Here is a 24,265-nt window from a genome sequence, read left to right as displayed (position 1 = left end):
CCCGTCCCCACGGGGGGGAGGCTCGCGATCCCGAGAGCGCGAAACCGTTCGACGGCAATCCGTCACGCGGCACGCGCGTCGTCGGTCGTCCCGAAAGACGACCATCTCTCAGTCTCAGCCATTCCTATCGATATACCGGAATGCAATGGAGATATGACAGAACTTTGGAGAACTGGCGCGCGGAGGCCTCCCCGACGGGTTCGCCGCGGGGGAGTGATGGGGGTCGCGACCGGACCGCGAAGTCAGCGGTAGTTGATGAACTGCAGGTCGACCTCGAGGTCGGAGCCGCGGAGCAGCGCCATCACGGCCTGGAGGTCGTCACGGCTCTTGGACTGCACGCGCAGCTCGTCGCCCTGGATCTGGCTCTTCACGCCCTTCGGGCCCTCGTCGCGGATGATCTTGCCGATCTTCTTCGCGTTCTCGGAGGAGATCCCGTCCTTGAGGCTCGAGACGATGCGGAACTCCTTGCCGCTGGCGAAAGGCTCTCCCGAGTCGAGGCTCTTCAGCGAGATGCCGCGCTTGATGAGCTTGGACTGGAACACGTCGAGGATCGCGTTCGCGCGCTCCTCGGTGTTGGCGATGATGAGGATCTGCTCGCCGCTCCACGCGATCGATGCTCCGGTGCCCTTGAAGTCGTAGCGCTGCTCGACCTCCTTGCGGGCCTGGTTGAGGGCGTTCTCGGCCTCTTGGTGATCCACTTTCGAGACGATGTCAAAGGAACTGTCAGCCATGGGAGCAGTGTACCGAGCCTGCTGCGACGATGAGCGGATCCACCGGTAACGTGCGTGGCATGCTACCTTGTGATGCATGACAGACGTCGGTGCGCAGATGCGCAAGGGAGTGGTCGAGTACTGCGTGCTCGGACTGCTCGCGCGTGAGCAGATGTACGGCTGGCAGCTGGCCGAAGAGCTCACGGGTGCGGGCCTGATCGCCAGCATCGGCACGCTCTACCCGTTGCTCGGAAGGCTCAGGGACAACGGCTGGGTGAGCACCTTCGACCTGCCGTCGGAGAGCGGGCCGGTGCGCAGGTACTACCGGTTGACGGATGCCGGAACCGAACAGCTCGCGCGCTTCCGCGCGCAGTGGACGCCGTTCGCCCGAGTCGTCTCGGGCATCGTCGGAGAGGAACGAGCATGACAGAGAACACCCCGGAGACGGTTCGTGAGGACTACCTCGCCCGACTGGACGCCGCGATGCGCGACCTGCCCCACGGAGTCGCCGCGGACATCCGCGACGGCATCGCCGAGGAACTCCACGGCCTCGATGACGAGCGCGTCATCGCGCGCATCGCGCAGTTGGGCGACCCGCGGGAGATCGCACGCGAGGCACAGCGCGAAGTGCCGGGGAGCGGCCCGGAGATCGTCGTGCCGTCCCCGAGCGCACCTCCTGCGAGACGACGCGGGCCTGCGACGGCCACTCGGGGCTTCGCGATCACGGCCGCGCTGACGCTGAGCTTCGGCGGGTTCATCGTCCCGATGCTCGGCTGGATCGTCGGCGTCGGCCTCGTCACCTCCGCCACCCTCTGGAAGCGGTGGGAGAAGCTGGTCGCGATCGCGGTGCCCGTCGTCGTGACCGGGCTGTCGCTCCTGATCTCCTCGTTGGTCTCCGGCTTCTCCGGAGGCGGCGACCCGGGCGGCGGGACGGCGAACAATCCGCTCGTGCCGGGCCTCGCCGGCTGGCACCTCCTGATCCTGCTCGGATTCCTCCTCATCCCGGCATCCGGTCTCTGGCTGCTGTGGCGTCTTCGGGGTCGAGACCCCCGCTGATCGGCGTTGCGACCGGTCGGTCGGCGGTCGCGGTCGTAGCGTGGAGACATGGCACGGGTCGGCGGACGCAACCTCGGGATGAGTTGGGTGGCCGGCGTGATCTGCGCCGGCATCATCGCGGCGCTCATATGGCTCTCGATGCCCATGCTCCCCGTCCTCGCCGAGTTCGCCGGCGACGCCCTGCGCAGCGCGCTCCCCTGAGGAGGCGTGAACGGCCGCGAACACGGCGAATGGCGACACGTCGGCACGCCTCCGGGAGTGGCCGCACGAGCGGCGGTAACCTCGCAGAGCACACATCCGATGAGAGGCGCACCCCATGAGCGATCCTGAGGTTCACAAGACCGACAAGCCGGCGAACGTCGACGACGTGGTCGGCAGCGCCAACGCCAGTCTCGACGACGCGGCCGCTGCAGGCGCCGACGTCCCCGGCACCCCCGTGACGGAGTCCGAGGGCGATGCCCCCGAGAGCAAGCCCGTCGACCCGGATCTCGCCGCCTTCGAGGAAGCGGAGCGTGAGCACCCCGGTCTCTTCTCATCACCGGCAGTCACGCAGACGACGCCGTCATCCGATGGCTCGTACGAGCGCACCGATGCCGATGCGACTCCGGCGTTCGTCGCCCCCGTCTCCGGCGACGACACCGCGACCTCCGCGTACGACCGCTCGGACTCGTTCGATCGGACCGCCGCCTACGACCGCGACGCGACCGGAGTGGCGGACACCGCCTACACCCCGTCTGCCGACCTGACCGAGACGCGCGTCGTGCCGTCCGAGCCGCTGGTCGCCGCCACGGCGCAGTCTCCTCAGCCGATCTTCGTGCAGGCGCCGGAGCCACCGCGTGACCGCGGCAACCGCGGGACCGCCGGCGCCATCGGCCTGCTCGCGACCGTGGTGTTCGCCGTCCTCTACCTCGGTGCCACGATCGGCTTCGGAGCGATCGCCGGCGACGTGACCGGAGAGAACATCGGCGAGTCCCTCGTGGCCCCGCTGCTCACCTGGGGCTTCTGGACGCCGGTCGTGGTCTTCTTCCTTGGGTTCTGGCTGCTGGGTGCCGTCATCAACCGTGGCCGCTGGGGACTGTGGGTGGTCTTCGGCATCATCGTCGGCATCATCGCCTACGCGGGGCACATCCTCGGCCAGCTCTTCGAAGCGCCGTTCTGGAAGCTCACCGCGTCGGAGGGCCTCGATCTCGTCGGGGCGCAGATGCTCGCACCGCTCGCCATCGCCGCCTTCGTCTTCGCGCGCGAGCTGACGATCTGGTTCGGAGCATGGGTCGCACGCAGCGGCGCCCGCAAGACCGAGCTCAACGCCGAGGCGCAGCGCGAGTACGAGCGCACCCTCGAAGCCGGTCCCACCCTCGCGAGGTAATCACGAACTCCACGACGCCGAACCCCCGCGGACCCGAGTCCGCGGGGGTTTCGGCTGTCCTGGCGCTGGTGTTCGCCACCGTAGGATTCTTCGCCCTCGCCGTGTTCGGGCTGGGAGCGGTGAGCGTGCTGACGGATGCCGACATCATCGCGGTGCCGGGGCTCGGACCCGGGCCCGGCGTCATCGGGATGCTCGCCGCGGTGGTCGGCTTCGCCCTCATGCTGTGGTCGACGCTCCGGCGGACGCACCCGTCGTTCCTCGCGACGTTCTCGATCGCCCTCGTGACCGGACTCGCTCATCTCGCGGGCGTCTGGGGCGCTGTGCTGGTCGGATCCGGCAATGTCGTCATCGCCACGGCGGTGGCGGGAGACCTGGTGCGCGGCGGCGCGAGTGCCGTGCTGCTGCTGGCGGCCGCGATCGGTGCGTGGGGCGGCATCGCGCTCCGACGTACCCGTGCCGCACGGCCGCGCTGGCCCTGGGAGGGTGAAGAAGACGAGTGACGCCCCGCCGAGACGCGGGAAATCGCGGCGGCTCCGCACGACGCGCCGTACGCTGGTGGGGTGGAGCGCTCATTGGAGACGCAGGTCGACCAGGCCGTCGAGGCCTGGTTGCGCTGGGTGCCGCGCTGGGAGCCGGCGACTCATCGCGGCCGCGTCGCGCCGTGCCGTCGATGCCTCGGCTCGCCGATCCTGTCCGCCGCCGGCATCGGCGCCAACGCCCCGCACGGGGTGCAGCACGGACTGTCGACGCGGATGAAGACCATCGTCGACCATGCGGTCGCCGACTACACGGCACGAAACCTCCCCATGCTGCAGCGGGAGCTGGACGATCAGGCCGCGAGGAACCGCGCCCGCAGCTATCGGCCGGCGGAAGACCTCGACCCCGAGTTCGACGGCCTGCCGCTCGACCCCGAGCCGGTGGCGGGTGCGCCTTTCCTGTTCACGATCGCCGGGCTCGCCGACGACGCAGGGGATGAGCTTCCTCCCCTGCCGCCGCTGACGGAGGAGGCCAAGGTCGCACTCCGTCAGGAGGTCGCGCTCGCCGACGAGTACGCCAACATGGTCGGCCGCGAGATCTGCGGCATCCTGCTCCGGCATCGTCTCCACATCCAGGCCGCCATCTCGCAGCATGTCGAGCCGCAGATCGAGGCACTGCTCGCGGAACTCACCCAGTCTCTGGACTCGCCGTTCGATCCGGATGCCGGCTGATCCCGCATCATCCTGATGTATCGGCATACAGCGCCGAGATCCGTTGCCGCGCGTGCGCTCGCGAATCTAGTCTGACCGGATTCCTGCCCCCAGGCGCAGGAATGGACGCCCAGCAGCGCCGATGACGGCGATGCTCCGACGAAAGGATCGATCATGTTCGAATTCCCTCCCGCGGATGATCCGTGGTGGCTGACCTGCGACGCGCAGTTCATCTGGGATCTGTACGGCCCCGGCAACTGATCGCGATCTCTCCACGACGAGCCCCGCAGCCGATGCTGCGGGGCTCGTCCGCGTGCGGCGCTCATTTGACCGGCAGGTTACGCGGCATTACACTTGGTCAGGTGTGTGCACGTCTTGACGTGCGCACCGGGCGTCGGCACCTTGCCGGTCCGCCTCCACGGCATACCCACCACACAAAAAGCGCACCGATTCCGGCGCGCCGGTGGGGCATGATGTGAAACCCATCACGCTGTCACCGTGCAGCACTATGAGGAGAGAACGTGCCAACCATTCAGCAGTTGGTTCGCAAGGGTCGCTCGCCGAAGGTCACCAAGACCAAGACGCCCGCCCTGAAGTCGAACCCGCAGCAGGCCGGGGTATGCACCCGCGTCTACACCACCACCCCGAAGAAGCCGAACTCGGCGATGCGCAAGGTCGCTCGTGTGAAGCTCCGCAACGGGACCGAGGTCACGGCCTACATCCCCGGTGAGGGCCACAACCTGCAGGAGCACTCGCTGGTGCTCGTCCGCGGCGGTCGAGTCAAGGACCTCCCCGGTGTGCGTTACAAGATCGTCCGCGGCGCCCTGGACACCCAGGCCGTCAAGAACCGTAAGCAGGCTCGTTCCCGCTACGGCGCGAAGAAGGGTTGAGTTAGATGCCTCGTAAGGGTCCCGCCCCCAAGCGCCCCGTGGTCAACGACCCGGTATACGGCGCTCCGATCGTCACCTCGCTGGTGAACAAGATCCTCGTCGACGGCAAGAAGTCGATCGCCGAGGCCATCGTCTACGGCGCCCTGAGCGGTGTCGAGGCGAAGAACGGCGGCCAGGACGCCGTCGCCACCCTGAAGAAGGCGCTCGACAACGTGCGCCCGACTCTCGAGGTCCGCAGCCGCCGCGTCGGTGGCTCGACCTACCAGGTTCCGATCGAGGTCAAGCCGCACCGCGCGAACACCCTCGCGCTGCGCTGGCTCGTGAGCTACGCCAAGGGTCGTCGTGAGAAGACGATGACCGAGCGTCTCCAGAACGAGATCCTGGACGCGTCGAACGGCCTGGGTGCCGCGGTCAAGCGCCGCGAAGACACTCACAAGATGGCCGAGTCGAACCGCGCGTTCGCTCACTACCGCTGGTAAACACTTCGCCCGCTCCCGGCCACACGCCGGGAGCGGGCACCCCCTCCGCGCAGTACGACTGCACGAAAAGATAAGGACACTCCTGTGGCACAAGACGTGCTCACCGACCTGAGCAAGGTCCGCAACATCGGCATCATGGCGCACATCGATGCCGGCAAGACGACGACGACCGAGCGCATCCTGTTCTACACGGGCGTCAACCACAAGCTCGGCGAGACGCACGATGGCGCCTCGACCACCGACTGGATGGAGCAGGAGAAGGAGCGCGGCATCACGATCACGTCTGCCGCCGTGACCTGCTACTGGAACAAGAACCAGATCAACATCATCGACACCCCCGGTCACGTGGACTTCACGGTCGAGGTGGAGCGCTCGCTCCGCGTCCTCGACGGTGCCGTCGCCGTCTTCGACGGCAAGGAGGGCGTCGAGCCCCAGTCCGAGACCGTCTGGCGTCAGGCCGACAAGTACAACGTCCCGCGCATCTGCTTCGTCAACAAGATGGACAAGCTCGGCGCCGACTTCTACTTCACGGTCGACACGATCATCAACCGCCTCGGCGCGAAGCCGCTGGTCATCCAGCTGCCCATCGGCGCGGAGAACGACTTCATCGGCGTCGTCGACCTGGTCGAGATGCGCGCACTCGTCTGGGCGGGTGACTCCAAGGGTGACGTCACCATGGGCGCCTCCTACGAGATCCAGGAGATCCCGGCCGACCTCAAGGAGAAGGCGGACGAGTACCGTCAGCAGCTCCTCGAGACCGTCGCCGAGACCGACGACGCGCTGCTCGAGAAGTTCTTCGGCGGCGAAGAGCTGACCGTCGCCGAGATCAAGGGCGCGATCCGCAAGCTCACCGTGGCTTCCGAGATCTACCCGGTCCTCTGCGGCTCGGCCTTCAAGAACCGTGGCGTTCAGCCGATGCTCGATGCGGTCGTCGACTACCTCCCGAACCCGCTCGACGTGGGCTCGATCGAGGCGCACGACCCGAAGGACTACGACACGATCATCGAGCGTCACCCCGACGCCAACGACCCGTTCGCGGCGCTGGCGTTCAAGGTCGCGGTGCACCCGTTCTTCGGTCGCCTCACCTACGTGCGCGTCTACTCGGGTCACCTCGATTCCGGCTCCGCGGTCGTCAACTCGACCAAGGGCAAGAAGGAGCGCATCGGGAAGATCTTCCAGATGCACGCCAACAAGGAGATCCCCGTCGCCTCGGTGACCGCCGGAAACATCTACGCGGTCATCGGTCTGAAGGACACCACCACCGGTGACACCCTGACCGACCCGACGTCGCCGGTCGTCCTCGAGTCGATGACGTTCCCCGAGCCCGTCATCGAGGTCGCCATCGAGCCGAAGACCAAGGCCGACCAGGAGAAGCTGGGTGTCGCCATCCAGAAGCTCGCTGAGGAGGACCCGACCTTCCGCACGGAGCTCAACCCCGAGACCGGTCAGACGACCATCAAGGGCATGGGCGAGCTGCACCTCGACATCCTCGTCGATCGCATGAAGCGCGAGTTCAACGTCGAGGCCAACGTCGGCAAGCCGCAGGTGGCGTACCGCGAGACGATCCGCAAGAACGTCGAGAAGTACGACTACACCCACAAGAAGCAGACGGGTGGATCGGGTCAGTTCGCGAAGATCCAGTTCAACATCGAGCCGCTCGATCTGGACGACGAGAAGACCTACGAGTTCGTGAACGCCGTCACCGGTGGTCGCATCCCTCGTGAGTACATCGGCTCGATCGACGCCGGTTTCCAGGACGCCATGAACGTCGGAGTCCTCGCGGGCTACCCGATCGTCGGTGTCAAGGCGACCATCGTCGATGGTGCGGCGCACGACGTCGACTCCTCGGAGATGGCGTTCAAGATCGCCGGATCGATGGGTATGAAGGAGGCTCTCCGTCGGGCGAACCCCGTGCTGCTCGAGCCGCTGATGGCCGTCGAGGTGCGTACTCCTGAGGAGTACATGGGCGACGTCATCGGTGACCTGAACTCGCGTCGTGGCCAGATCCAGTCGATGGAGGATGCCGCCGGCGTCAAGGTCGTGCGTGCACACGTGCCGCTGTCCGAGATGTTCGGCTACATCGGCGACCTGCGTTCGAAGACCTCGGGTCGCGCCGTCTACTCGATGGAGTTCAACAGCTACGCTGAGGTTCCCCGGAACGTGGCCGACGAGATCGTCCAGAAGCACCAGGGCGGCGAGTAATCATCTTCCTGGGAGCCGGGTTCCGGCCCGGCTCCCAGGTCCCCTACAACTTCACATTCCCTCTCTACTAAACTGAGATTCACACCCGTAGAGAACCGGTCGCAAACCAGTGCCCGGCAACCTCTACATGACGTCCTGAGGAGGACCCAGTGGCTAAGGCCAAGTTCGAGCGGACCAAGCCGCACGTCAACATCGGAACCATCGGTCACGTTGACCACGGCAAGACCACGCTCTCCGCAGCGATCTCGAAGGTGCTTGCTGACAAGTTCCCGTCTGACACCAACGTGCAGCGCGACTTCGCTTCCATCGACTCGGCGCCGGAAGAGCGCCAGCGTGGTATCACCATCAACATCTCGCACATCGAGTACGAGACCCCCAAGCGCCACTACGCGCACGTTGACGCTCCCGGCCACGCCGACTACGTCAAGAACATGATCACCGGTGCGGCTCAGATGGACGGCGCGATCCTCGTGGTCGCCGCCACCGACGGCCCCATGGCTCAGACGCGCGAGCACGTCCTGCTCGCCAAGCAGGTCGGCGTGCCGTACCTGCTGGTCGCGCTGAACAAGGCCGACATGGTCGACGACGAGGAGATCCTGGAGCTCGTCGAGCTCGAGGTCTCCGAACTGCTCGCGTCGCAGGGCTTCGCCGAGGACGCGCCTGTCGTCCGCGTCTCCGCTCTGAAGGCCCTCGAGGGCGACGAGAAGTGGACCCAGTCCATTCTCGACCTCATGGAGGCCGTCGACAACAACGTCCCCGACCCCGTGCGCGATAAGGACAAGCCGTTCCTGATGCCCGTCGAGGACGTCTTCACGATCACCGGTCGTGGAACCGTCGTCACGGGTCGCGCCGAGCGTGGCACGCTGGCCATCAACTCCGAGGTCGAGATCGTCGGACTCCGTCCGACCGTCAAGACCACGGTCACGGGTATCGAGATGTTCCACAAGCAGCTCGACGAGGCCTGGGCCGGCGAGAACTGCGGTCTTCTGCTCCGTGGCACGAAGCGTGAGGACGTCGAGCGCGGTCAGGTCATCGTCAAGCCGGGTTCGGTCACGCCGCACACCGACTTCGCGGGCACCGCGTACATCCTCTCCAAGGACGAGGGTGGGCGTCACAACCCCTTCTACACGAACTACCGCCCGCAGTTCTACTTCCGCACCACCGACGTCACCGGCGTCATCACGCTGCCTGAGGGCACCGAGATGGTCATGCCCGGCGACACCACCGACGTGACGGTCGAGCTGATCCAGCCGATCGCCATGGAGGAGGGCCTCGGCTTCGCCATCCGTGAGGGTGGACGCACCGTCGGCGCCGGTACGGTCACGAAGATCATCAAGTAAGCATCTGCTTCCTCGCAGTGGGGTCGGGCCTTCGGGTCCGGCCCCACTGTCGTTAACGGGCGTCTCAAGGGTTCCCTTTGCCGAGGCGGGGATGCACAATGAGTCTTGCCGATCCCTACCGGTCGGCAGCACACACCTGAGAAGGGGAATCATGGGTATCGAGGACGCCGTCAACAAGGGCAAGGACCTGTACGAGCAGAACAAGGACAAGATCGCCGAGGCCGTCAAGAGCGAGCAGGCCGAGGACATCAGCGACAAGGTCCTCGACGGTGTCGCGGACTTCGCCAAGAAGGTCGCTCCCGGTGCTGCCGACAAGATCGACGAGATCCGCGACAGCGCGGACAAGGCAGTCGGCAACGAGTAGCACTCGTCACGCTCTCTGAAACGGCGGTTCACCGATGGTGAACCGCCGTTTCTCACGTTTCACCAGTATTCAGGCGTCCGCGGACTCGCGCCGGAGGCCTCGGACCACGTATGATGTTCGAGACCGCCTGGGGATCTTGCGGTCGGGGCAGCCGAAGGGGTTCGGCTCCCGCAACTCGCGTTCTTCGCGAACAAACTGGGGATAAGCGATCTTGGGGATCATCGTACGACGCGCGCACTCTGTGCGCCTGAGCGTCTCCCTGCCTGCGCGGCGGGTCATCCGTCGCGCCCTCGATCGAGGATCCCGGCGTCCCTTCACGCCGGCATCCTCGCGTTCGGTGTGCCCCCTCGCACTGGACGTCCTCCCCAAGCGGGGCGAGGCATGGGGATGCCTCGCCCCGCTCTCCTCCACGTTCTGACCTCCTTTTCCGACCCGTTCAGAGGTCGGCAGGAGAGGCGCGACACGCCCGGGTTTGCAGAAGTGAAATCGGGCATGGCAGAATAGACAGGTTCGATATTCCGTCGCCGCTGTGCGTGCGATGGATCACTGCCAGGGCAGTGCATAGACGGCGCCTCCTCCGGGATGGTGCAGGGTTCTAGGCCGCGGGTAGCAGAACAAATCCCCGACACCTTCTTCCGAGGAGGTTCGCCGTGCGCGGCGGAGGTCGGCATCCGCATGTCGGAAGACACGCGGCTGACATGAGAACAGTGGTGCAGCAGATCGACTCGCAGGAGTCCTTCTCGTGCCGATGGCGCGAACAGCGCCGACGTGCGTCCAATGCCCCTGGGTCACCCGGCCCAGGACGGTAAGACGCCTGAAGAGAGTGAGCAGACAATGGCGGGACAGAAAATCCGCATTCGCCTGAAGTCGTATGACCACGAGGTCATCGACTCATCGGCACGCAAGATCGTCGACACCGTGACCCGTGCGGGCGCGACCGTCGTCGGCCCTGTGCCGCTTCCGACCGAGAAGAACGTCGTGTGCGTCATCCGGTCGCCCCACAAGTACAAGGACAGCCGCGAGCACTTCGAGATGCGCACCCACAAGCGTCTGATCGACATCGTCGACCCGACGCCCAAGGCTGTCGACTCGCTGATGCGCCTCGACCTCCCGGCCGATGTCAACATCGAGATCAAGCTCTGAGGCCCGGCATGGTTGACATCAACTCCAAGATCTCCAAGGGCATGCTGGGCACCAAGCTCGGCATGACCCAGGTGTGGAACGAGAGCGGCAAGCTCATTCCCGTCACCGTCATCGAACTCGCACCGAACGTGGTCACGCAGGTTCGTACCCCCGAGAAGGACGGCTACAACGCCGTCCAGATCGCGTACGGCCAGATCGACCCCCGCAAGGTGAACCAGCCGCTCACGGCTCACTTCGAGGCAGCCGGCGTCACGCCGCGCCGTCACATCACCGAGATCCGCACCGCGGATGCTGCTGACTACTCACTCGGTCAGGAGCTCACGGTGGACGGCACGTTCGAAGCCGGTCAGCTCGTCGACGTCGTCGGCACGAGCAAGGGCAAGGGCTTCGCCGGTGTCATGAAGCGTCACAACTTCAAGGGCGTCTCGGCTTCCCACGGTTCGCACCGCAACCACCGCAAGCCCGGCTCCATCGGCGCATCGTCGACCCCGAGCCGCGTCTTCAAGGGCATGCGCATGGCCGGCCGTATGGGTGGCGAGCGCGTGACCGTCCTCAACCTCACGGTGCACGCCGTCGACATCGAGAAGGGTCTGCTGCTCGTCAAGGGCGCCGTCCCCGGTGCTCGTGGCCGCATCGTCTATGTCCGCAACGCAGTGAAGGGTGCCTGAACATGGCTGACTCCACTCTCGCGCTCGACGTCCTCAAGGCAGACGGCAAGAAGGCAGGCTCCATCGAGCTTCCCGCCGCGCTGTTCGACGCCAAGACGAACATCCCGCTCATCCACCAGGTCGTCGTCGCGCAGCTCGCGGCGGCTCGCCAGGGCACGCACTCGACCAAGCGTCGCGGCGAGGTCTCCGGTGCCGGCCGCAAGCCCTTCAAGCAGAAGGGCACGGGTAACGCCCGTCAGGGTTCCATCCGCGCGCCGCACATGACCGGTGGTGGCATCGTGCACGGCCCGAAGCCGCGCGACTACTCGCAGCGCACCCCCAAGAAGATGATCGCCGCCGCCCTGCTGGGCGCGCTCAGCGACCGTCACCGCGGGGACCGCATCCACGCCATCGAGTCCTTCGGGATCGACGGCACGCCCTCGACCAAGACCGCGGTGAACTTCCTCACCAACGTCGTCTCGTCGAAGAACGTGCTCGTCGTGATCGAGCGCAACGACGACGTGACGCTGAAGAGCATCCGCAACCTGTCGAACCTGCACGTGCTGACGTTCGACCAGCTCAACGCCTACGACGTGCTCGTCTCCGACGACATCGTCTTCACCCAGGCCGCGCTCGAGGGCTTCATCGCCTCGAAGTCCGGCGCCAACCAGGAGGTCTCCGCATGAGCGAGCAGGCATCTGTTCTCCAGACGGCCCTGAACAAGGACCCGCGCGACATCATCCTGAAGCCGGTCGTGTCCGAGAAGAGCTACGGTCTCATCGACGAAGGCAAGTACACCTTCCTCGTCGACCCGCGCGCTTCGAAGACCGAGATCAAGCTCGCCATCGAGAAGATCTTCGGCGTCAAGGTCGCAGGGGTCAACACCCTCAACCGCGTCGGCAAGGCTCGCCGCACCCGCTTCGGCACCGGTAAGCGCAAGGACACCAAGCGCGCCATCGTCACCCTGAAGTCGGGCACCATCGACATCTTCACGGCAATCGGCTGATCCGGGGGATAAGGACAATAATGGCTATTCGCAAGTACAAGCCCACGACCCCGGGCCGTCGCGGCTCGTCGGTGGCTGACTTCGCCGAGATCACCCGATCGACGCCGGAGAAGTCGCTGCTGCGCCCGCTCTCGAAGACCGGTGGTCGCAACAACCAGGGCCGCATCACGACCCGTCACATCGGTGGTGGCCACAAGCGCCAGTACCGCGTCATCGACTTCCGTCGCAATGACAAGGACGGCGTCAACGCCCGTGTCGCTCACATCGAGTACGACCCCAACCGCACCGCGCGCATCGCGCTGCTGCACTACTTCGACGGCGAGAAGCGCTACATCCTCGCGCCGGCGAAGCTGAAGCAGGGCGACGTCGTCGAGTCGGGCGCCGGGGCCGACATCAAGCCGGGCAACAACCTCCCGCTGAAGAACATCCCGACGGGTACCGTCATCCACGCGATCGAGCTCCGCCCCGGTGGCGGCGCGAAGATGGCACGTTCGGCGGGCGCATCCGTGCGTCTCGTCGCCAAGGACGGCGTCTACGCCCAGCTGCGTCTGCCCTCGGGTGAGATCCGCAACGTCGATGCGCGCTGCCGCGCGACCATCGGCGAGGTCGGAAACGCCGAGCAGTCGAACATCAACTGGGGAAAGGCCGGCCGTATGCGCTGGAAGGGCGTCCGCCCGACCGTGCGTGGTGTCGCCATGAACCCGGTCGACCACCCGCACGGTGGTGGTGAGGGCAAGACGTCCGGTGGACGTCACCCCGTCACTCCTTGGGGTCAGGCTGAGGGTCGCACCCGTCACGCCAACAAGGAAAGCGACAAGTACATCGTGCGTCGTCGTAACGCCGGCAAGAAGCGCAAGTAGGAGAAGAGAAGATGCCTCGCAGTCTTAAGAAGGGCCCCTTCGTCGACGATCACCTGCTTCGCAAGGTGGTCGTGCAGAACGAAGCCGGCACCAAGAACGTCATCAAGACCTGGTCTCGCCGGTCCATGATCATCCCGGCCATGCTGGGTCACACGATCGCGGTCCACGACGGACGCAAGCACATCCCTGTGTTCGTGTCCGAGTCCATGGTCGGTCACAAGCTGGGCGAGTTCGCGCCCACCCGCACCTTCCGCGGCCACGAGAAGGACGACAAGAAGGGGCGGCGCCGCTAATGGTCGAATCGATCGCACGCGTGCGACACATCCGCGTGACCCCGCAAAAGGCTCGTCGTGTCGTCGCGCTCATCAAGGGCAAGCAGGCCCAGGAGGCTCTGGCGATCCTGAAGTTCGCGCAGCAGAGCGCCAGCGAGCCGATCTACAAGCTTGTCGCGTCAGCCATGGCCAACGCGCAGGTCAAGGCGGATCGTGACGGCGAGTTCCTCGACGAGCAGGACCTGTACGTGGCAAACGCGTACGTGGACGAGGGCACGACGCTCAAGCGTTTCCAGCCCCGTGCACAGGGTCGCGCTTTCCAGATCAAGAAGCGCACGAGCCACATCACGGTCGTGCTCTCGACGCCTGAGGCGGCTCCGGCCGCTGCGGGCGACAGCAAGAAGAAGGCGAGCAAGTAATGGGCCAGAAGGTAAACCCGTACGGCTTCCGCCTCGGCATCACGACGGACCACGTCTCGCGCTGGTTCTCTGATTCGACGAAGCCGGGTCAGCGTTACGCCGACTACGTGGCCGAGGACATCAAGATCCGCAACCTGCTGAAGACGCAGCTCGACCGCGCCGGTGTCTCGAACATCGAGATCGAGCGCACCCGTGACCGCGTCCGCGTCGACATCCACACCGCCCGTCCGGGCATCGTGATCGGTCGTCGTGGCGCCGAGGCCGAGCGCATCCGCGGCGACCTCGAGAAGCTCTCGGGCAAGCAGATCCAGCTGAACATCCTCGAGGTCAAGAACCCCGAGGCCGATGCTCAGCTCGTCGCACAGGGCATCGCCGAGCAGCTCTCTGCTCGCGTGGCGTTCCGTCGTGCGATGCGCAAGGGTCTGCAGGGCGCTCAGCGCGCCGGCGCCAAGGGCATCCGCATCCAGGTCTCCGGCCGCCTCGGCGGCGCCGAGATGAGCCGCTCGGAGTTCTACCGCGAGGGTCGTGTGCCGCTGCACACGCTGCGCGCGAACATCGACTACGGCTTCTACGAGGCGAAGACCACCTTCGGCCGCATCGGCGTGAAGGTCTGGATCTACAAGGGCGACCTGACCGCTAAGGAGCTCGCTCGCGAGCAGGCCAATGCACCCAAGGCCCGTCGTGACGACCGTGGTGGCGACCGCCGCCGCGCGCCGCGCAACGAGGCACCTGTCGCAGAAGGAGCGTCGGCATAATGCTCATCCCCCGTAAGGTCAAGTTCCGCAAGCAGCACCACCCGGGTCGTTCGGGTCAGGCCACCGGCGGCACGAAGGTCTCCTTCGGCGAGTTCGGCATCCAGGCGCTCACGCCTGCGTATGTCACGAACCGTCAGATCGAGTCCGCTCGTATCGCGGTCACGCGTCACATCAAGCGCGGCGGAAAGGTGTGGATCAACATCTACCCGGACCGTCCGCTCACCAAGAAGCCTGCGGAAACCCGCATGGGTTCCGGTAAGGGTTCGCCCGAGTGGTGGGTCGCGAACGTCAAGCCCGGTCGCGTCCTCTTCGAGGTCGGCGGAGTGAGCGAAGAGCTCGCCCGCGAGGCACTGACCCGTGCCATTCACAAGCTGCCTCTCAAGGCACGCATCATCAAGCGCGAGGAGGGCGACGCGTAATGGCGATCGGCACCAAGGAGCTCGCTCCGGCAGAGCTCGACACGTTCGAAGACCAGCGCCTCGTCGAGGAGCTGCGCAAGGCCAAGGAGGAGCTGTTCAACCTCCGTTTCCAGTCGGCCACCGGCCAGCTGGAGAGCCATGGCCGCATCCGCGCCGTCAAGCGCGACATCGCACGTCTCTACACCGTGATCCGCGAACGCGAGCTGGGCATCCGTGCGACGCCCGCTCCGGTCGAGGCTCCGGCGAAGAAGGCGACCAAGTCGAAGGCGAAGAAGGCGGACTCCGCCGACGACGCCGTGAAGGAAGAGGCTGAGTGATGGCCACCAAGAAGGAAGCGACTGTCGAGACGCAGTCCGCAGGACACGAGTCGTCCGCACACGACGTGCGCGACGCCGCGGCCCGCGGTTACCGCAAGACGCGTCGCGGCTACGTCGTCAGCGACAAGATGGACAAGACCATCGTGGTCGAGGTCGAGGACCGCGTGAAGCACCCGCTTTACGGCAAGGTCATCCGCCGCACCTCGAAGGTCAAGGCGCACGATGAGGCGAACACCGCCGGCATCGGCGACCTGGTCCTCATCAACGAGACCCGCCCGCTCAGCGCCACGAAGCGCTGGCGTCTGGTGGAGATTCTGGAGAAGGCCAAGTGATCCAGCAGGAGTCCCGCCTCAAGGTCGCCGACAACACCGGCGCCAAGGAACTGCTCACGATTCGCGTGCTCGGTGGCTCGAAGCGTCGTTACGCCGGTCTCGGCGACACGATCGTCGCGACCGTCAAGGACGCGATCCCGGGCGGCAACGTCAAGAAGGGCGACGTCGTCAAGGCGGTCATCGTCCGCACCAAGAAGGAGGTCCGTCGTCCGGACGGCTCCTACATCAAGTTCGACGAGAACGCCGCCGTCATCCTGAAGGCAGACGGGGAGCCCCGCGGCACCCGCATCTTCGGACCGGTCGGCCGTGAGCTTCGCGACAAGAAGTTCATGAAGATCGTCTCGCTCGCGCCGGAGGTTATTTAGTCATGGCGAAGATCAAGAAGGGTGACCTGGTTCAGGTCATCAGTGGTGCACCCGAGAAGCCGAACAAGGAAGGGCGCAAGCCTGGATATCGCGGCAAGCAGGGCAAGGTTCTCGACATCCTCGACGGTGGTCAGCGCATCGTCGTCGAGGGCGTGAACTACGTCACCAAGCACACGCGTGTCGGTCAGACGCAGCGTGGCACGAAGACCGGTGGCCTCGAGACCGTTGAGGCCCCCATCCACATCTCGAACGTCGCACTCGTCGACCCCTCGACCAAGAAGCCGACGAAGGTCGGCCACCGGGTCGAGGAGAAGACCAAGGACGGCGTCAAGCGCACCGTCCGCGTGCGCTTCGCGAAGAAGAGCGGTAAGGACCTCTGATGAGCACCGACACTGCCGCGCCGGCTGGCAAGATCCAGCCGCGCCTGAAGCAGAAGTACAACGCCGAGATCAAGAAGGCGCTGCAGGACGAGTTCGGCTACTCGAACGTCATGCAGATCCCCGGACTGGTCAAGGTCGTCGTGAACACCGGTGTCGGCGAGGCAGCTCGCGACAGCAAGGTGATCGATGGCGCGGTCGACGACCTCACCAAGATCACCGGCCAGAAGCCGATCGTCACGAAGGCCCGCAAGTCCATCGCGCAGTTCAAGCTGCGCGAGGGCCAGGCCATCGGCGCGCACGTCACCCTCCGCGGTGACCGCGCGTGGGAGTTCGTGGATCGCCTCGTCTCGCTCGCACTGCCGCGCATCCGCGACTTCCGCGGTCTGTCGCCCAAGCAGTTCGACGGCAACGGCAACTACACCTTCGGTCTCCAGGAGCAGAGCGTGTTCCACGAGATCGATCAGGACAAGATCGACCGGGTTCGCGGTTTCGACATCACCGTCGTCACCACCGCGAAGACGGATGACGAGGGTCGGGCACTGCTCCGCCACCTCGGCTTCCCGTTCCAGTCGACCGAAGCACAGGCGTAAGCCTTCGACGGGCTCAGTGGTCACTGGTCACTGAGCCCGTCGATCTGCACGTACAATTGAAGATTGCGTGTCATCGCAGGCCGTCTGTCGTGTAACGGCAGCCGGAACCTCATGAACAAAGGAAAACAACAATGACAATGACAGACCCGGTCGCAGATCTGCTGACCCGTCTGCGTAACGCGAACTCGGCGCACCACGACTCCGTGACCCTGCCGTCGAGCAAGCTCAAGACGCACATCGCCGAGATCCTCCAGCAGGAGGGCTACATCGCCGGCTGGGAGACCTCTGACGCTCGCGTCGGGAAGAACCTCACGCTGTCGCTGAAGTACGGCCCGAACCGCGAGCGCTCGATCGCTGGCATCAAGCGCGTGTCGAAGCCCGGCCTTCGCGTGTACGCGAAGTCGACGGAGCTCCCCAAGGTGCTCGGCGGCCTCGGCGTGGCCATCCTGTCCACTTCCTCCGGTCTTCTCACCGACCGTCAGGCTGAGCAGAAGGGCGTGGGCGGAGAAGTTCTCGCCTACGTGTGGTAGTCCCTCATGTCGCGTATTGGACGACTTCCCATCGACGTGCCTGCGGGCGTCACCGTTTCGGTCGACGGCCGTGAGGTCGCGGTGAAGGGCCCCAAGGGTGAACTCACCCTCACGGTGGCCAGCCCCATCGAGGTCGCGGTCGAGGAGAACCAGGTTCTGGTCTCCCGTCCCGACGACGAGCGCGAGTCGCGGTCGCTTCACGGCCTGACCCGCACGCTCATCAGCAACAACATCATCGGCGTGACCCAGGGCTACACCAAGGGTCTCGAGGTCGTCGGAACCGGTTACCGCGTGGCTCAGAAGGGCAGCTCGGTCGAGTTCGCCCTGGGCTTCTCGCACCCGGTCCTCATCGACCCGCCCGCCGGCATCACGCTCACGGTCGAGGGCACCAACAAGCTCACCGTCAGCGGGATCGACAAGCAGGCTGTCGGCGAGGCAGCTGCCAACATCCGCAAGATCCGCAAGCCCGAGCCGTACAAGGGCAAGGGTGTGCGCTACGCCGGCGAGAACGTGCGTCGCAAGGCCGGAAAGAGTGGTAAGTAACCATGGCTCTCAAGTCAAAGTCTGACGCCCGCGCGCGTCGTCACGCCCGCCTTCGCAAGAAGGTCGTCGGCACCGAGGCGCGTCCGCGTCTCGTCGTCAACCGTTCGGCTCGCCACGTCTTCGTGCAGCTCGTCGACGACAGCAAGGGTCACACCGTGGCGTCGGCCTCGACGCTCGAGACCGACCTGCGCTCCATCGAGGGTGACAAGACCGCCAAGGCACGCAAGGTCGGCGAGCTCCTCGCCGAGCGCGCGAAGGCCGCTGGCGTTTCCGAGGCAGTGTTCGACCGTGGCGGCAACCGCTACGCAGGTCGTGTCGCCGCCATCGCCGACGGCGCCCGCGAAGGGGGTCTGGCACTGTGAGTGACAACAAGGAGAACGAAGTGACCGAAACGGCTGCTGCCGCTCCCGAGGCGGCTGCGGTCGTCTCTGAGACGGCCGCCGGCACGACCCAGGCTGAGCCTGCTCGCGAAGGCCGCCGTGGCGGCGGTCGCGATCGCAACCAGGGTGGCGGCCGCGACCGCAACTCGCGCGACCGCGGCGACAACCAGTTCCTGGAGCGCGTCGTCACCATCAACCGCGTCTCGAAGGTCGTGAAGGGTGGTCGTCGCTTCAGCTTCACCGCTCTCGTGGTCGTCGGCGACGGCAACGGTCTGGTCGGCGTCGGCTACGGCAAGGCCCGTGAGGTCCCCCTGGCGATCTCGAAGGGTGTCGAAGAGGCCAAGCGCAACTTCTTCCGCGTTCCGCGCGTCGGCAGCACCATCCCGCACCCCGTGCAGGGTGAGGCGGCCGCCGGTGTGGTCCTGCTTCGTCCGGCCGCTGCCGGTACCGGTGTCATCGCCGGTGGTCCGGTCCGCGCCGTGCTCGAGTGCGCCGGTATCCACGACGTGCTGTCGAAGTCGCTCGGTTCGTCGAACACGATCAACATCGTGCACGCGACCGTCGCTGCCCTGAAGCAGCTCGAGGAGCCCCGTGCGGTCGCCGCACGTCGTGGCCTCGAGTTCGACCAGGTTGCTCCGGCGCGTCTCGTCCGTGCGGAGGCTGACGCCATCGCCGCACAGAAGGTAGGTGCCTGATGGCTTCGCGCCTCAAGGTCACGCAGGTCAAGTCCAAGGTGAGCGAGAAGCAGAACCAGCGTGACACGCTGCGCAGCCTCGGTCTGAAGCGCATCGGTGACAGCACCGTTCGCCCCGACGACGCGCAGACGCGCGGTTACGTCAAGACCGTCGCCCACCTCGTCAAGGTTGAGGAGATCGACTAATGGCTGAGAAGAACGACGCCGTCGAGGCCGAGAAGGCCCCGAAGAAGGCTGCCGCTCCCAAGGCTGCCGCCGAGAAGAAGACGGCTGAGAAGAAGCCCGCTGCGAAGAAGGCGCCGGCCAAGACCGCCGCTGCCGACGCCAAGGCCGACGCTCCCGCCAAGAAGCCCGCCGCCAAGAAGGCTGCGCCGAAGAAGGATGCTCCGGCATCCCGCCCCGGCGTGCTGAAGGTGCACCACCTGCGTCCGGTCCCCGGATCCAACACCGCGAAGACCCGTGTCGGTCGCGGTGAGGGCTCCAAGGGCAAGACCGCCGGTCGCGGCACCAAGGGCACCAAGGCTCGCAACACCGTTCGCGTCGGCTTCGAGGGTGGGCAGATGCCTCTGCACATGCGCACCCCGAAGCTGCGCGGGTTCAAGAACCCGTTCCGCGTCGAGTACCAGGTCGTGAACCTGGAGAAGCTCGCGGAGCTGTACCCGAAGGGCGGCGACGTCACCGTCACCGACCTGGTTGCCAAGGGCGCCGTTCGCAAGAACGAGAAGGTCAAGGTTCTCGGAAACGGCGACATCGCCGTGAAGCTCACCGTCGCGGTCGACAAGGTCTCGGGTTCCGCCGAGCAGAAGATCGTTGCAGCGGGCGGTTCCGTCAAGTAACCACTGCACAAGAGGGGCCGGAGGATTCTCCGGCCCCTCTTGTGGTTACGCAGTGCGGGCCGAGGTCCGCTCTCGCAGTCCGGGGTGCTCGGATGGGTTACCCTGGTCTTTCAGCCGTCCTTCGGGAATCGGCAACTTTTCAGGAGGAACGTTCTTGTTCAGCGCCATCGCGCGGATCTTCCGCACGCCCGACCTGCGTCGGAAGATCGGTTTCACTCTCGCCATCGTCGCGATCTACCGACTCGGTTCCAACGTCCCCGCACCGTTCGTCAACTTCCCGAACGTCGAGGAGTGCCTGGCCGCCAACTCGGGCACCGATGGACTGCTCGGTCTCGTCAACCTCTTCTCCGGCGGTGCGCTCCTGCAGCTGTCGATCTTCGCGCTCGGTGTGATGCCGTACATCACCGCGACGATCATCACGCAGCTCCTCCGCGTCGTCATCCCGCACTTCGAGGCGCTGCACAAGGAGGGTCAGGCCGGTCAGGCTCGACTCACCCAGTACACGCGCTACCTGACCATCGCGCTCGCGCTGCTCCAGTCGACGACTCTCGTCACCGTCGCGCGCAGCGGCCAGCTCTTCGGCACGACCGACCTCGCCGCCTGCCAGCAGCTCCTGACCAACGACGTGTGGTGGGCGCAGCTGCTCATCATCATGGCGATGACCGCAGGTACCGGTCTGATCATGTGGTTCGCCGAGCTCGTCACCGAGCGCGGCATCGGCAACGGCATGTCGCTCCTCATCTTCACCTCGATCGCCGCGACCTTCCCCGGCGCCATGGGCCTCATCTGGCAGACCAAGGGCTTCGAGGTGTTCCTCCTGGTATTGGCGGTCGGCATCATCGTGATGGGGCTCGTCGTCTTCGTCGAGCAATCCCAGCGACGCATCCCGGTGCAGTACGCCAAGCGCATGGTCGGGCGCCGCACCTACGGCGGCACGAACACGTACATCCCGATCAAGGTGAACATGGCGGGTGTTATCCCTGTCATCTTCGCCTCGTCGCTGCTGTACATCCCAGCGCTCATCGCGCAGTTCAACACCCCGCAGGACGGCTCCGTGCCGGCGCCGTGGGTCACCTGGATCAGCGCGAACTTCACCACGGGCAACCACCCGGTCTACATGGCGGCGTACTTCCTGCTGATCATCGGGTTCACCTACTTCTACGTCGCGATCACGTTCAACCCGGTCGAGGTCGCCGACAACATGAAGAAGTACGGCGGGTTCATCCCCGGCATCCGTGCCGGCCGGCCGACCGCCGAGTACCTCGACTACGTGCTCACCCGCATCACGCTCCCCGGCTCGCTCTACCTCGGCCTGATCGCGCTCATCCCGCTGATCGCCCTGGCCACCGTCGGCGCCAACCAGAACTTCCCGTTCGGTGGCGCATCGATCCTGATCATCGTCGGTGTCGGTCTCGAGACGGTCAAGCAGATCGATGCCCAGCTGCAGCAGCGCCATTACGAAGGGCTCCTCCGATGACAGCATCCGCCCGTCTCCTCATCGTCGGCCCTCAGGGCTCCGGAAAGGGCACGCAGGGCGTGCGCATCGCCGAGTCCTACGGCATCCCGGTCGTGTCGACGGGTGACATCTTCCGCGCGAACATCAAGGAGGGGACACCCCTCGGCCAGCAGGTCACGGCGATCCTCGACAAGGGCGATCTCGTGCCGGATGAGCTGACGAGCGAGATCGTGCGCGATCGTCTGTCCCAGGCGGATGCCGCGAACGGCTTCCTGCTCGACGGATACCCGCGCAACGTGGCCCAGGTGGCGCACCTCGAGGAGTTCCTCGCCGCGCGCGGGGAGTCCCTCGACGCCGTCATCCTGCTCCAGGTGCCGCGTGAGGAGAGCATGACCCGCCTCGGCCTGCGTGCCGCGGAGCAGGGGCGCTCGGATGACACCGACGAGGCCATCGCGCACCGTCTGGACATCTACGAGCACGAGACGGCTCCGATCATCGAGGTCTACGGCGCGAAGGGCATCGTCGACCGCATCGACGGCGTCGGCTCGCTGGACGAGATCACCGAGCGCATCTCCGCGGCCCTGGCTGCGCGCGGCCTGCGCCTCGCGGCCTGAGGTCTCGCGATGTTCCGCCGGTCGATCTACAAGACCCCGGCCCAGCTCCGATCCATGGTCGAGCCCGGACTCATCACGGCGGCGGCGCTCGACGCCGTGCGCCCGCTGATCAAGCCGGGCGTCACGACTCTGGAGCTGGATGCCGCGGCGAACCGCACCATCCTCGACCGCGGCGCGGAGTCGAACTTCCAGCTCGTGCGCGGCTATCACCACACCATCTGCGTGTCGGTGAACGAGCAGGTCGTGCACGGCATCCCGGGGGAGCGCGTGCTCGTGCCCGGCGACATCGTCTCGGTCGACTGCGGTGCCCAGTTCCAAGGCTGGAACGGCGACAGCGCGATCACCGTGGTCGTGCCGGATCCGGAGCGCCCCGAGCTGGTGGCGCAGCGCGAGGAGCTCTCGCGTGTCACCGAGGGCTCGATGTGGGCAGGGATCGCCGCGATGGCCTCCGTGTCGTCGATCGACGAGATCGGTGCCGCCATCCAGGAGTACATCGAGGCCCAGGGGCCTTCCGCGGTGTCGGGGGAGCCCTACGGCATCCTCCGCGAGTACGTGGGGCACGGCATCGGACGGAAGATGCACGAGGCGCCCAGCGTGTTCAACTACCGCACCCCGGACCGCGGCGCCGACGTCAAGCCGGGGCTCGTCCTGGCGATCGAGCCGATGGTGACGGCCGGCGGTGAGGCGACCTACGTCGAGGACGACGACTGGACCGTCACGACCGTCGACGGCACAGACGGCTCACATTGGGAACATAGCGTGGCCCTGCATGATGGGGGTGTCTGGGTGCTCACCGCGCCCGATGGTGGAAGAGCCGGACTCGCCCCGTTCGGGGTCGAGCCTCGAGAGATCGGAAAGTAATGGCAGCGGCGAAGAGCAACACGAACTGGTTCGCGATCGGCGTCTCCATCGCCGTGGTCGTGGTGCTGGTCGTGCTGGGTGGTCTCGTGGTGTTCCTCAACAACCAGGCGACCTCTCCGGGTGCTGCGCCGACGAGCAACGGAACGTTCGATGCCGACGCCGGGTCGATCTCCGTCGGCGAGGGCGAGGACACTGTCGCGGTGTTCGTCGACTTCCAGTGCCCCGTGTGCAAGAGCTTCGAAGACCAGTACGGACCGGCGCTCGAGGCGGCTGCGGAGGACGGGCGCATCACCCTGCAGTACCACCCGATCGCGATCCTCGACCGCTACTCGCAGGGAACCGACTACTCGTCGCGCTCGGCCGGTGCGGCTGTGTGCGTCGCCGAGTCCAACCCCGACCTCTACCTCGACTACGCCAAGGTGCTGTTCGAGAACCAGCCCGCCGAGAACTCCGCGGGCCTCACGACCGAGGAGCTCGCCGGGTTCGCTTCCCAGGTCGGTGCGGATGACGCCGTCTCCTGCATCAACGACGAGACGTACCGCAAGTTCGGGGTCGCCCAGGCGAAGGCGAACGAGATCGGTGGAACCCCCACGATCGAGATCAACGGCACCCGACTCGACCTGCAGAACAACCCGGACGACCTCAAGAAGCTCACCGATCTGATCGGCTGAGCCCGGCAGCACCGGCCGAGTTGCCGGATGCCTCCCGAGCGTCTAATATTGATCTTTGGTGCTTTGTGCCTTGATTCGGCGTGTCTGATCGGTGCAGCACCGCAAACCACCCACCCACCGCAGATCGACCGGTCTGCAGAAGCGTCAGCGAGGCTATGGCTAAGAAAGACGGTGTCATCGAGATCGAGGGCGTGATCTCCGAGGCTCTGCCCAACGCGATGTTCCGCGTTGAGCTCAGCAACGGACACAAGGTCCTGGCAACGATCTCAGGAAAGATGCGGCAGAACTACATCCGTATCATCCCCGAGGACCGCGTGGTCGTGGAGCTCAGCCCCTACGACCTCACCCGCGGCCGTATCGTCTACCGCTACCGCTGATCGGTCGAGAAGTAACGGCCTGCCTCGGAGACGGGGCGGTACGAAGACAGCGAACAGGATAAATCATGAAGGTCAACCCCAGCGTCAAGCCGATCTGCGATCACTGCAAGGTGATCCGCCGCCACGGCCGCGTCATGGTGATCTGCAAGAGCAACCCGCGTCACAAGCAGCGCCAGGGCTGACCTGCGCTGCGCGGCACCGCTC

General features: G+C 65.8%; 38 protein-coding genes. 37 read left to right on the top strand and 1 reads right to left on the bottom strand.

Translation table 11 applies throughout. From position 1 onward, the window contains the following. Nucleotides 1-242: 242 nt before the first annotated feature. Complete coding sequence (locus tag LC452_RS01200; RefSeq protein ID WP_223622195.1) at nt 243-731, bottom strand: YajQ family cyclic di-GMP-binding protein; 489 nt, start codon at nt 729-731, stop codon at nt 243-245. Between the two features lie 76 nt (nt 732-807). Between LC452_RS01200 and LC452_RS01195 the strand changes: the two genes are divergently transcribed. The 37 genes from LC452_RS01195 to rpmJ all read left to right on the top strand — a co-directional run bounded on the left by LC452_RS01195 (nt 808) and on the right by rpmJ (nt 24,243). Next, on the top strand, nt 808-1,137 hold the full coding sequence (locus tag LC452_RS01195) for a PadR family transcriptional regulator (RefSeq protein ID WP_223622194.1): 330 nt from the start codon (nt 808-810) through the stop codon (nt 1,135-1,137). After that, nucleotides 1,134-1,766, top strand: coding sequence for a hypothetical protein (locus LC452_RS01190; RefSeq protein ID WP_223622193.1), 633 nt, complete (start codon nt 1,134-1,136; stop codon nt 1,764-1,766). Before LC452_RS01195 ends, LC452_RS01190 begins: the two co-directional genes overlap by 4 nt. Nucleotides 1,767-1,814: 48 nt before the next feature. Further along, a complete protein-coding gene (locus LC452_RS01185; RefSeq protein ID WP_223622192.1) occupies nt 1,815-1,967 on the top strand; it encodes a hypothetical protein in 153 nt (50 codons plus the stop codon). Between the two features lie 115 nt (nt 1,968-2,082). Next, nucleotides 2,083-3,132, top strand: a complete 1,050-nt coding sequence (locus LC452_RS01180; RefSeq protein ID WP_223622191.1) for an ABC transporter — start codon at nt 2,083-2,085, stop codon at nt 3,130-3,132. A 68-nt stretch (nt 3,133-3,200) separates the two neighbouring features. Beyond that, nucleotides 3,201-3,632, top strand: a complete 432-nt coding sequence (locus LC452_RS01175; protein ID WP_223622190.1) for a hypothetical protein — start codon at nt 3,201-3,203, stop codon at nt 3,630-3,632. Between the two features lie 60 nt (nt 3,633-3,692). Further along, nucleotides 3,693-4,340: a spermidine/putrescine ABC transporter substrate-binding protein gene (locus LC452_RS01170; protein ID WP_223622189.1), complete on the top strand. Its 648-nt coding sequence runs from the start codon at nt 3,693-3,695 to the stop codon at nt 4,338-4,340. A gap of 500 nt (nt 4,341-4,840) precedes the next feature. Next, nucleotides 4,841-5,209, top strand: coding sequence for a 30S ribosomal protein S12 (rpsL, locus tag LC452_RS01165; RefSeq protein ID WP_028502478.1), 369 nt, complete (start codon nt 4,841-4,843; stop codon nt 5,207-5,209). Nucleotides 5,210-5,214: 5 nt separating this feature from the next. Further along, on the top strand, nt 5,215-5,688 hold the full coding sequence (gene rpsG, locus LC452_RS01160) for a 30S ribosomal protein S7 (RefSeq protein ID WP_223622188.1): 474 nt from the start codon (nt 5,215-5,217) through the stop codon (nt 5,686-5,688). Between the two features lie 84 nt (nt 5,689-5,772). Then, entirely contained in the window at nt 5,773-7,890 is a 2,118-nt protein-coding gene (fusA, locus tag LC452_RS01155; protein ID WP_308116459.1) for an elongation factor G, read from the top strand. Between the two features lie 149 nt (nt 7,891-8,039). Next, nucleotides 8,040-9,230, top strand: a complete 1,191-nt coding sequence (tuf, locus tag LC452_RS01150) for an elongation factor Tu (protein WP_045253854.1) — start codon at nt 8,040-8,042, stop codon at nt 9,228-9,230. 151 nt (nt 9,231-9,381) lie between these two features. Continuing rightward, nucleotides 9,382-9,594 (top strand): hypothetical protein, encoded by a 213-nt coding sequence (locus tag LC452_RS01145; protein WP_116635679.1) that lies wholly within the window; start codon nt 9,382-9,384, stop codon nt 9,592-9,594. An 834-nt stretch (nt 9,595-10,428) separates the two neighbouring features. Beyond that, nucleotides 10,429-10,737 (top strand): 30S ribosomal protein S10, encoded by a 309-nt coding sequence (gene rpsJ, locus LC452_RS01140; protein ID WP_030147986.1) that lies wholly within the window; start codon nt 10,429-10,431, stop codon nt 10,735-10,737. Between the two features lie 8 nt (nt 10,738-10,745). After that, on the top strand, nt 10,746-11,405 hold the full coding sequence (gene rplC / locus LC452_RS01135) for a 50S ribosomal protein L3 (protein WP_223622187.1): 660 nt from the start codon (nt 10,746-10,748) through the stop codon (nt 11,403-11,405). 2 nt (nt 11,406-11,407) lie between these two features. Continuing rightward, nucleotides 11,408-12,070, top strand: coding sequence for a 50S ribosomal protein L4 (gene rplD, locus LC452_RS01130; protein WP_223622186.1), 663 nt, complete (start codon nt 11,408-11,410; stop codon nt 12,068-12,070). Continuing rightward, nucleotides 12,067-12,390, top strand: a complete 324-nt coding sequence (gene rplW, locus LC452_RS01125; RefSeq protein ID WP_017829206.1) for a 50S ribosomal protein L23 — start codon at nt 12,067-12,069, stop codon at nt 12,388-12,390. The genes rplD and rplW overlap by 4 nt, the downstream gene beginning before the upstream one ends. A gap of 20 nt (nt 12,391-12,410) precedes the next feature. Further along, entirely contained in the window at nt 12,411-13,250 is an 840-nt protein-coding gene (gene rplB, locus LC452_RS01120; protein WP_223622185.1) for a 50S ribosomal protein L2, read from the top strand. Nucleotides 13,251-13,261: 11 nt separating this feature from the next. Continuing rightward, nucleotides 13,262-13,543, top strand: a complete 282-nt coding sequence (gene rpsS, locus LC452_RS01115; protein WP_046013408.1) for a 30S ribosomal protein S19 — start codon at nt 13,262-13,264, stop codon at nt 13,541-13,543. Then, the gene (rplV, locus tag LC452_RS01110; protein ID WP_116635684.1) at nt 13,543-13,941 is read left to right on the top strand and encodes a 50S ribosomal protein L22; all 399 of its coding nucleotides are present in this window, start codon (nt 13,543-13,545) and stop codon (nt 13,939-13,941) included. Before rpsS ends, rplV begins: the two co-directional genes overlap by 1 nt. Next, nucleotides 13,941-14,696: a 30S ribosomal protein S3 gene (gene rpsC, locus LC452_RS01105; protein WP_017201587.1), complete on the top strand. Its 756-nt coding sequence runs from the start codon at nt 13,941-13,943 to the stop codon at nt 14,694-14,696. The genes rplV and rpsC overlap by 1 nt, the downstream gene beginning before the upstream one ends. Continuing rightward, nucleotides 14,696-15,115 carry a 50S ribosomal protein L16 gene (gene rplP, locus LC452_RS01100; protein WP_045278748.1) on the top strand — a complete coding sequence of 140 codons (420 nt, stop codon included), beginning with the start codon at nt 14,696-14,698 and terminating at the stop codon, nt 15,113-15,115. The genes rpsC and rplP overlap by 1 nt, the downstream gene beginning before the upstream one ends. Then, a complete protein-coding gene (gene rpmC, locus LC452_RS01095; protein WP_017829202.1) occupies nt 15,115-15,432 on the top strand; it encodes a 50S ribosomal protein L29 in 318 nt (105 codons plus the stop codon). Before rplP ends, rpmC begins: the two co-directional genes overlap by 1 nt. Further along, on the top strand, nt 15,432-15,764 hold the full coding sequence (rpsQ, locus tag LC452_RS01090) for a 30S ribosomal protein S17 (RefSeq protein WP_223622184.1): 333 nt from the start codon (nt 15,432-15,434) through the stop codon (nt 15,762-15,764). Before rpmC ends, rpsQ begins: the two co-directional genes overlap by 1 nt. Further along, complete coding sequence (gene rplN, locus LC452_RS01085) at nt 15,761-16,129, top strand: 50S ribosomal protein L14 (protein WP_136055202.1); 369 nt, start codon at nt 15,761-15,763, stop codon at nt 16,127-16,129. The genes rpsQ and rplN overlap by 4 nt, the downstream gene beginning before the upstream one ends. Before the next feature lie 2 nt (nt 16,130-16,131). After that, entirely contained in the window at nt 16,132-16,509 is a 378-nt protein-coding gene (gene rplX, locus LC452_RS01080; protein WP_223622183.1) for a 50S ribosomal protein L24, read from the top strand. Further along, complete coding sequence (gene rplE / locus LC452_RS01075; protein WP_223622182.1) at nt 16,509-17,099, top strand: 50S ribosomal protein L5; 591 nt, start codon at nt 16,509-16,511, stop codon at nt 17,097-17,099. The genes rplX and rplE overlap by 1 nt, the downstream gene beginning before the upstream one ends. A gap of 131 nt (nt 17,100-17,230) precedes the next feature. Further along, nucleotides 17,231-17,629 (top strand): 30S ribosomal protein S8, encoded by a 399-nt coding sequence (rpsH, locus tag LC452_RS01070; RefSeq protein WP_046013414.1) that lies wholly within the window; start codon nt 17,231-17,233, stop codon nt 17,627-17,629. 6 nt (nt 17,630-17,635) lie between these two features. Then, nucleotides 17,636-18,172: a 50S ribosomal protein L6 gene (rplF, locus tag LC452_RS01065; RefSeq protein ID WP_136055205.1), complete on the top strand. Its 537-nt coding sequence runs from the start codon at nt 17,636-17,638 to the stop codon at nt 18,170-18,172. A gap of 2 nt (nt 18,173-18,174) precedes the next feature. Further along, nucleotides 18,175-18,534: a 50S ribosomal protein L18 gene (gene rplR / locus LC452_RS01060; RefSeq protein ID WP_136055206.1), complete on the top strand. Its 360-nt coding sequence runs from the start codon at nt 18,175-18,177 to the stop codon at nt 18,532-18,534. Nucleotides 18,535-18,554: 20 nt separating this feature from the next. Continuing rightward, nucleotides 18,555-19,247 carry a 30S ribosomal protein S5 gene (rpsE, locus tag LC452_RS01055; protein ID WP_374197751.1) on the top strand — a complete coding sequence of 231 codons (693 nt, stop codon included), beginning with the start codon at nt 18,555-18,557 and terminating at the stop codon, nt 19,245-19,247. Continuing rightward, nucleotides 19,247-19,432: a 50S ribosomal protein L30 gene (gene rpmD / locus LC452_RS01050; protein ID WP_046013417.1), complete on the top strand. Its 186-nt coding sequence runs from the start codon at nt 19,247-19,249 to the stop codon at nt 19,430-19,432. The genes rpsE and rpmD overlap by 1 nt, the downstream gene beginning before the upstream one ends. Continuing rightward, nucleotides 19,432-20,082 (top strand): 50S ribosomal protein L15, encoded by a 651-nt coding sequence (gene rplO, locus LC452_RS01045; RefSeq protein WP_223622181.1) that lies wholly within the window; start codon nt 19,432-19,434, stop codon nt 20,080-20,082. The genes rpmD and rplO overlap by 1 nt, the downstream gene beginning before the upstream one ends. A gap of 154 nt (nt 20,083-20,236) precedes the next feature. Further along, the gene (gene secY / locus LC452_RS01040; RefSeq protein ID WP_136055209.1) at nt 20,237-21,559 is read left to right on the top strand and encodes a preprotein translocase subunit SecY; all 1,323 of its coding nucleotides are present in this window, start codon (nt 20,237-20,239) and stop codon (nt 21,557-21,559) included. Continuing rightward, the gene (locus tag LC452_RS01035) at nt 21,556-22,152 is read left to right on the top strand and encodes an adenylate kinase (RefSeq protein WP_223622180.1); all 597 of its coding nucleotides are present in this window, start codon (nt 21,556-21,558) and stop codon (nt 22,150-22,152) included. Before secY ends, LC452_RS01035 begins: the two co-directional genes overlap by 4 nt. Nucleotides 22,153-22,161: 9 nt before the next feature. Then, the gene (gene map, locus LC452_RS01030; RefSeq protein WP_223622179.1) at nt 22,162-23,013 is read left to right on the top strand and encodes a type I methionyl aminopeptidase; all 852 of its coding nucleotides are present in this window, start codon (nt 22,162-22,164) and stop codon (nt 23,011-23,013) included. Beyond that, the gene (locus tag LC452_RS01025; protein ID WP_223622178.1) at nt 23,013-23,684 is read left to right on the top strand and encodes a thioredoxin domain-containing protein; all 672 of its coding nucleotides are present in this window, start codon (nt 23,013-23,015) and stop codon (nt 23,682-23,684) included. The genes map and LC452_RS01025 overlap by 1 nt, the downstream gene beginning before the upstream one ends. Nucleotides 23,685-23,839: 155 nt before the next feature. Beyond that, nucleotides 23,840-24,061, top strand: coding sequence for a translation initiation factor IF-1 (infA, locus tag LC452_RS01020; protein ID WP_017201569.1), 222 nt, complete (start codon nt 23,840-23,842; stop codon nt 24,059-24,061). Between the two features lie 65 nt (nt 24,062-24,126). Further along, a complete protein-coding gene (gene rpmJ / locus LC452_RS01015) occupies nt 24,127-24,243 on the top strand; it encodes a 50S ribosomal protein L36 (protein ID WP_005050492.1) in 117 nt (38 codons plus the stop codon). The last annotated feature ends 22 nt before the right edge of the window (nt 24,244-24,265 follow it).

This window comes from Microbacterium sp. EST19A (assembly GCF_019969685.1).
Classification (GTDB): Bacteria; Actinomycetota; Actinomycetes; order Actinomycetales; family Microbacteriaceae; genus Microbacterium.
This window is presented reverse-complemented; position numbering and strand designations above follow the sequence as displayed.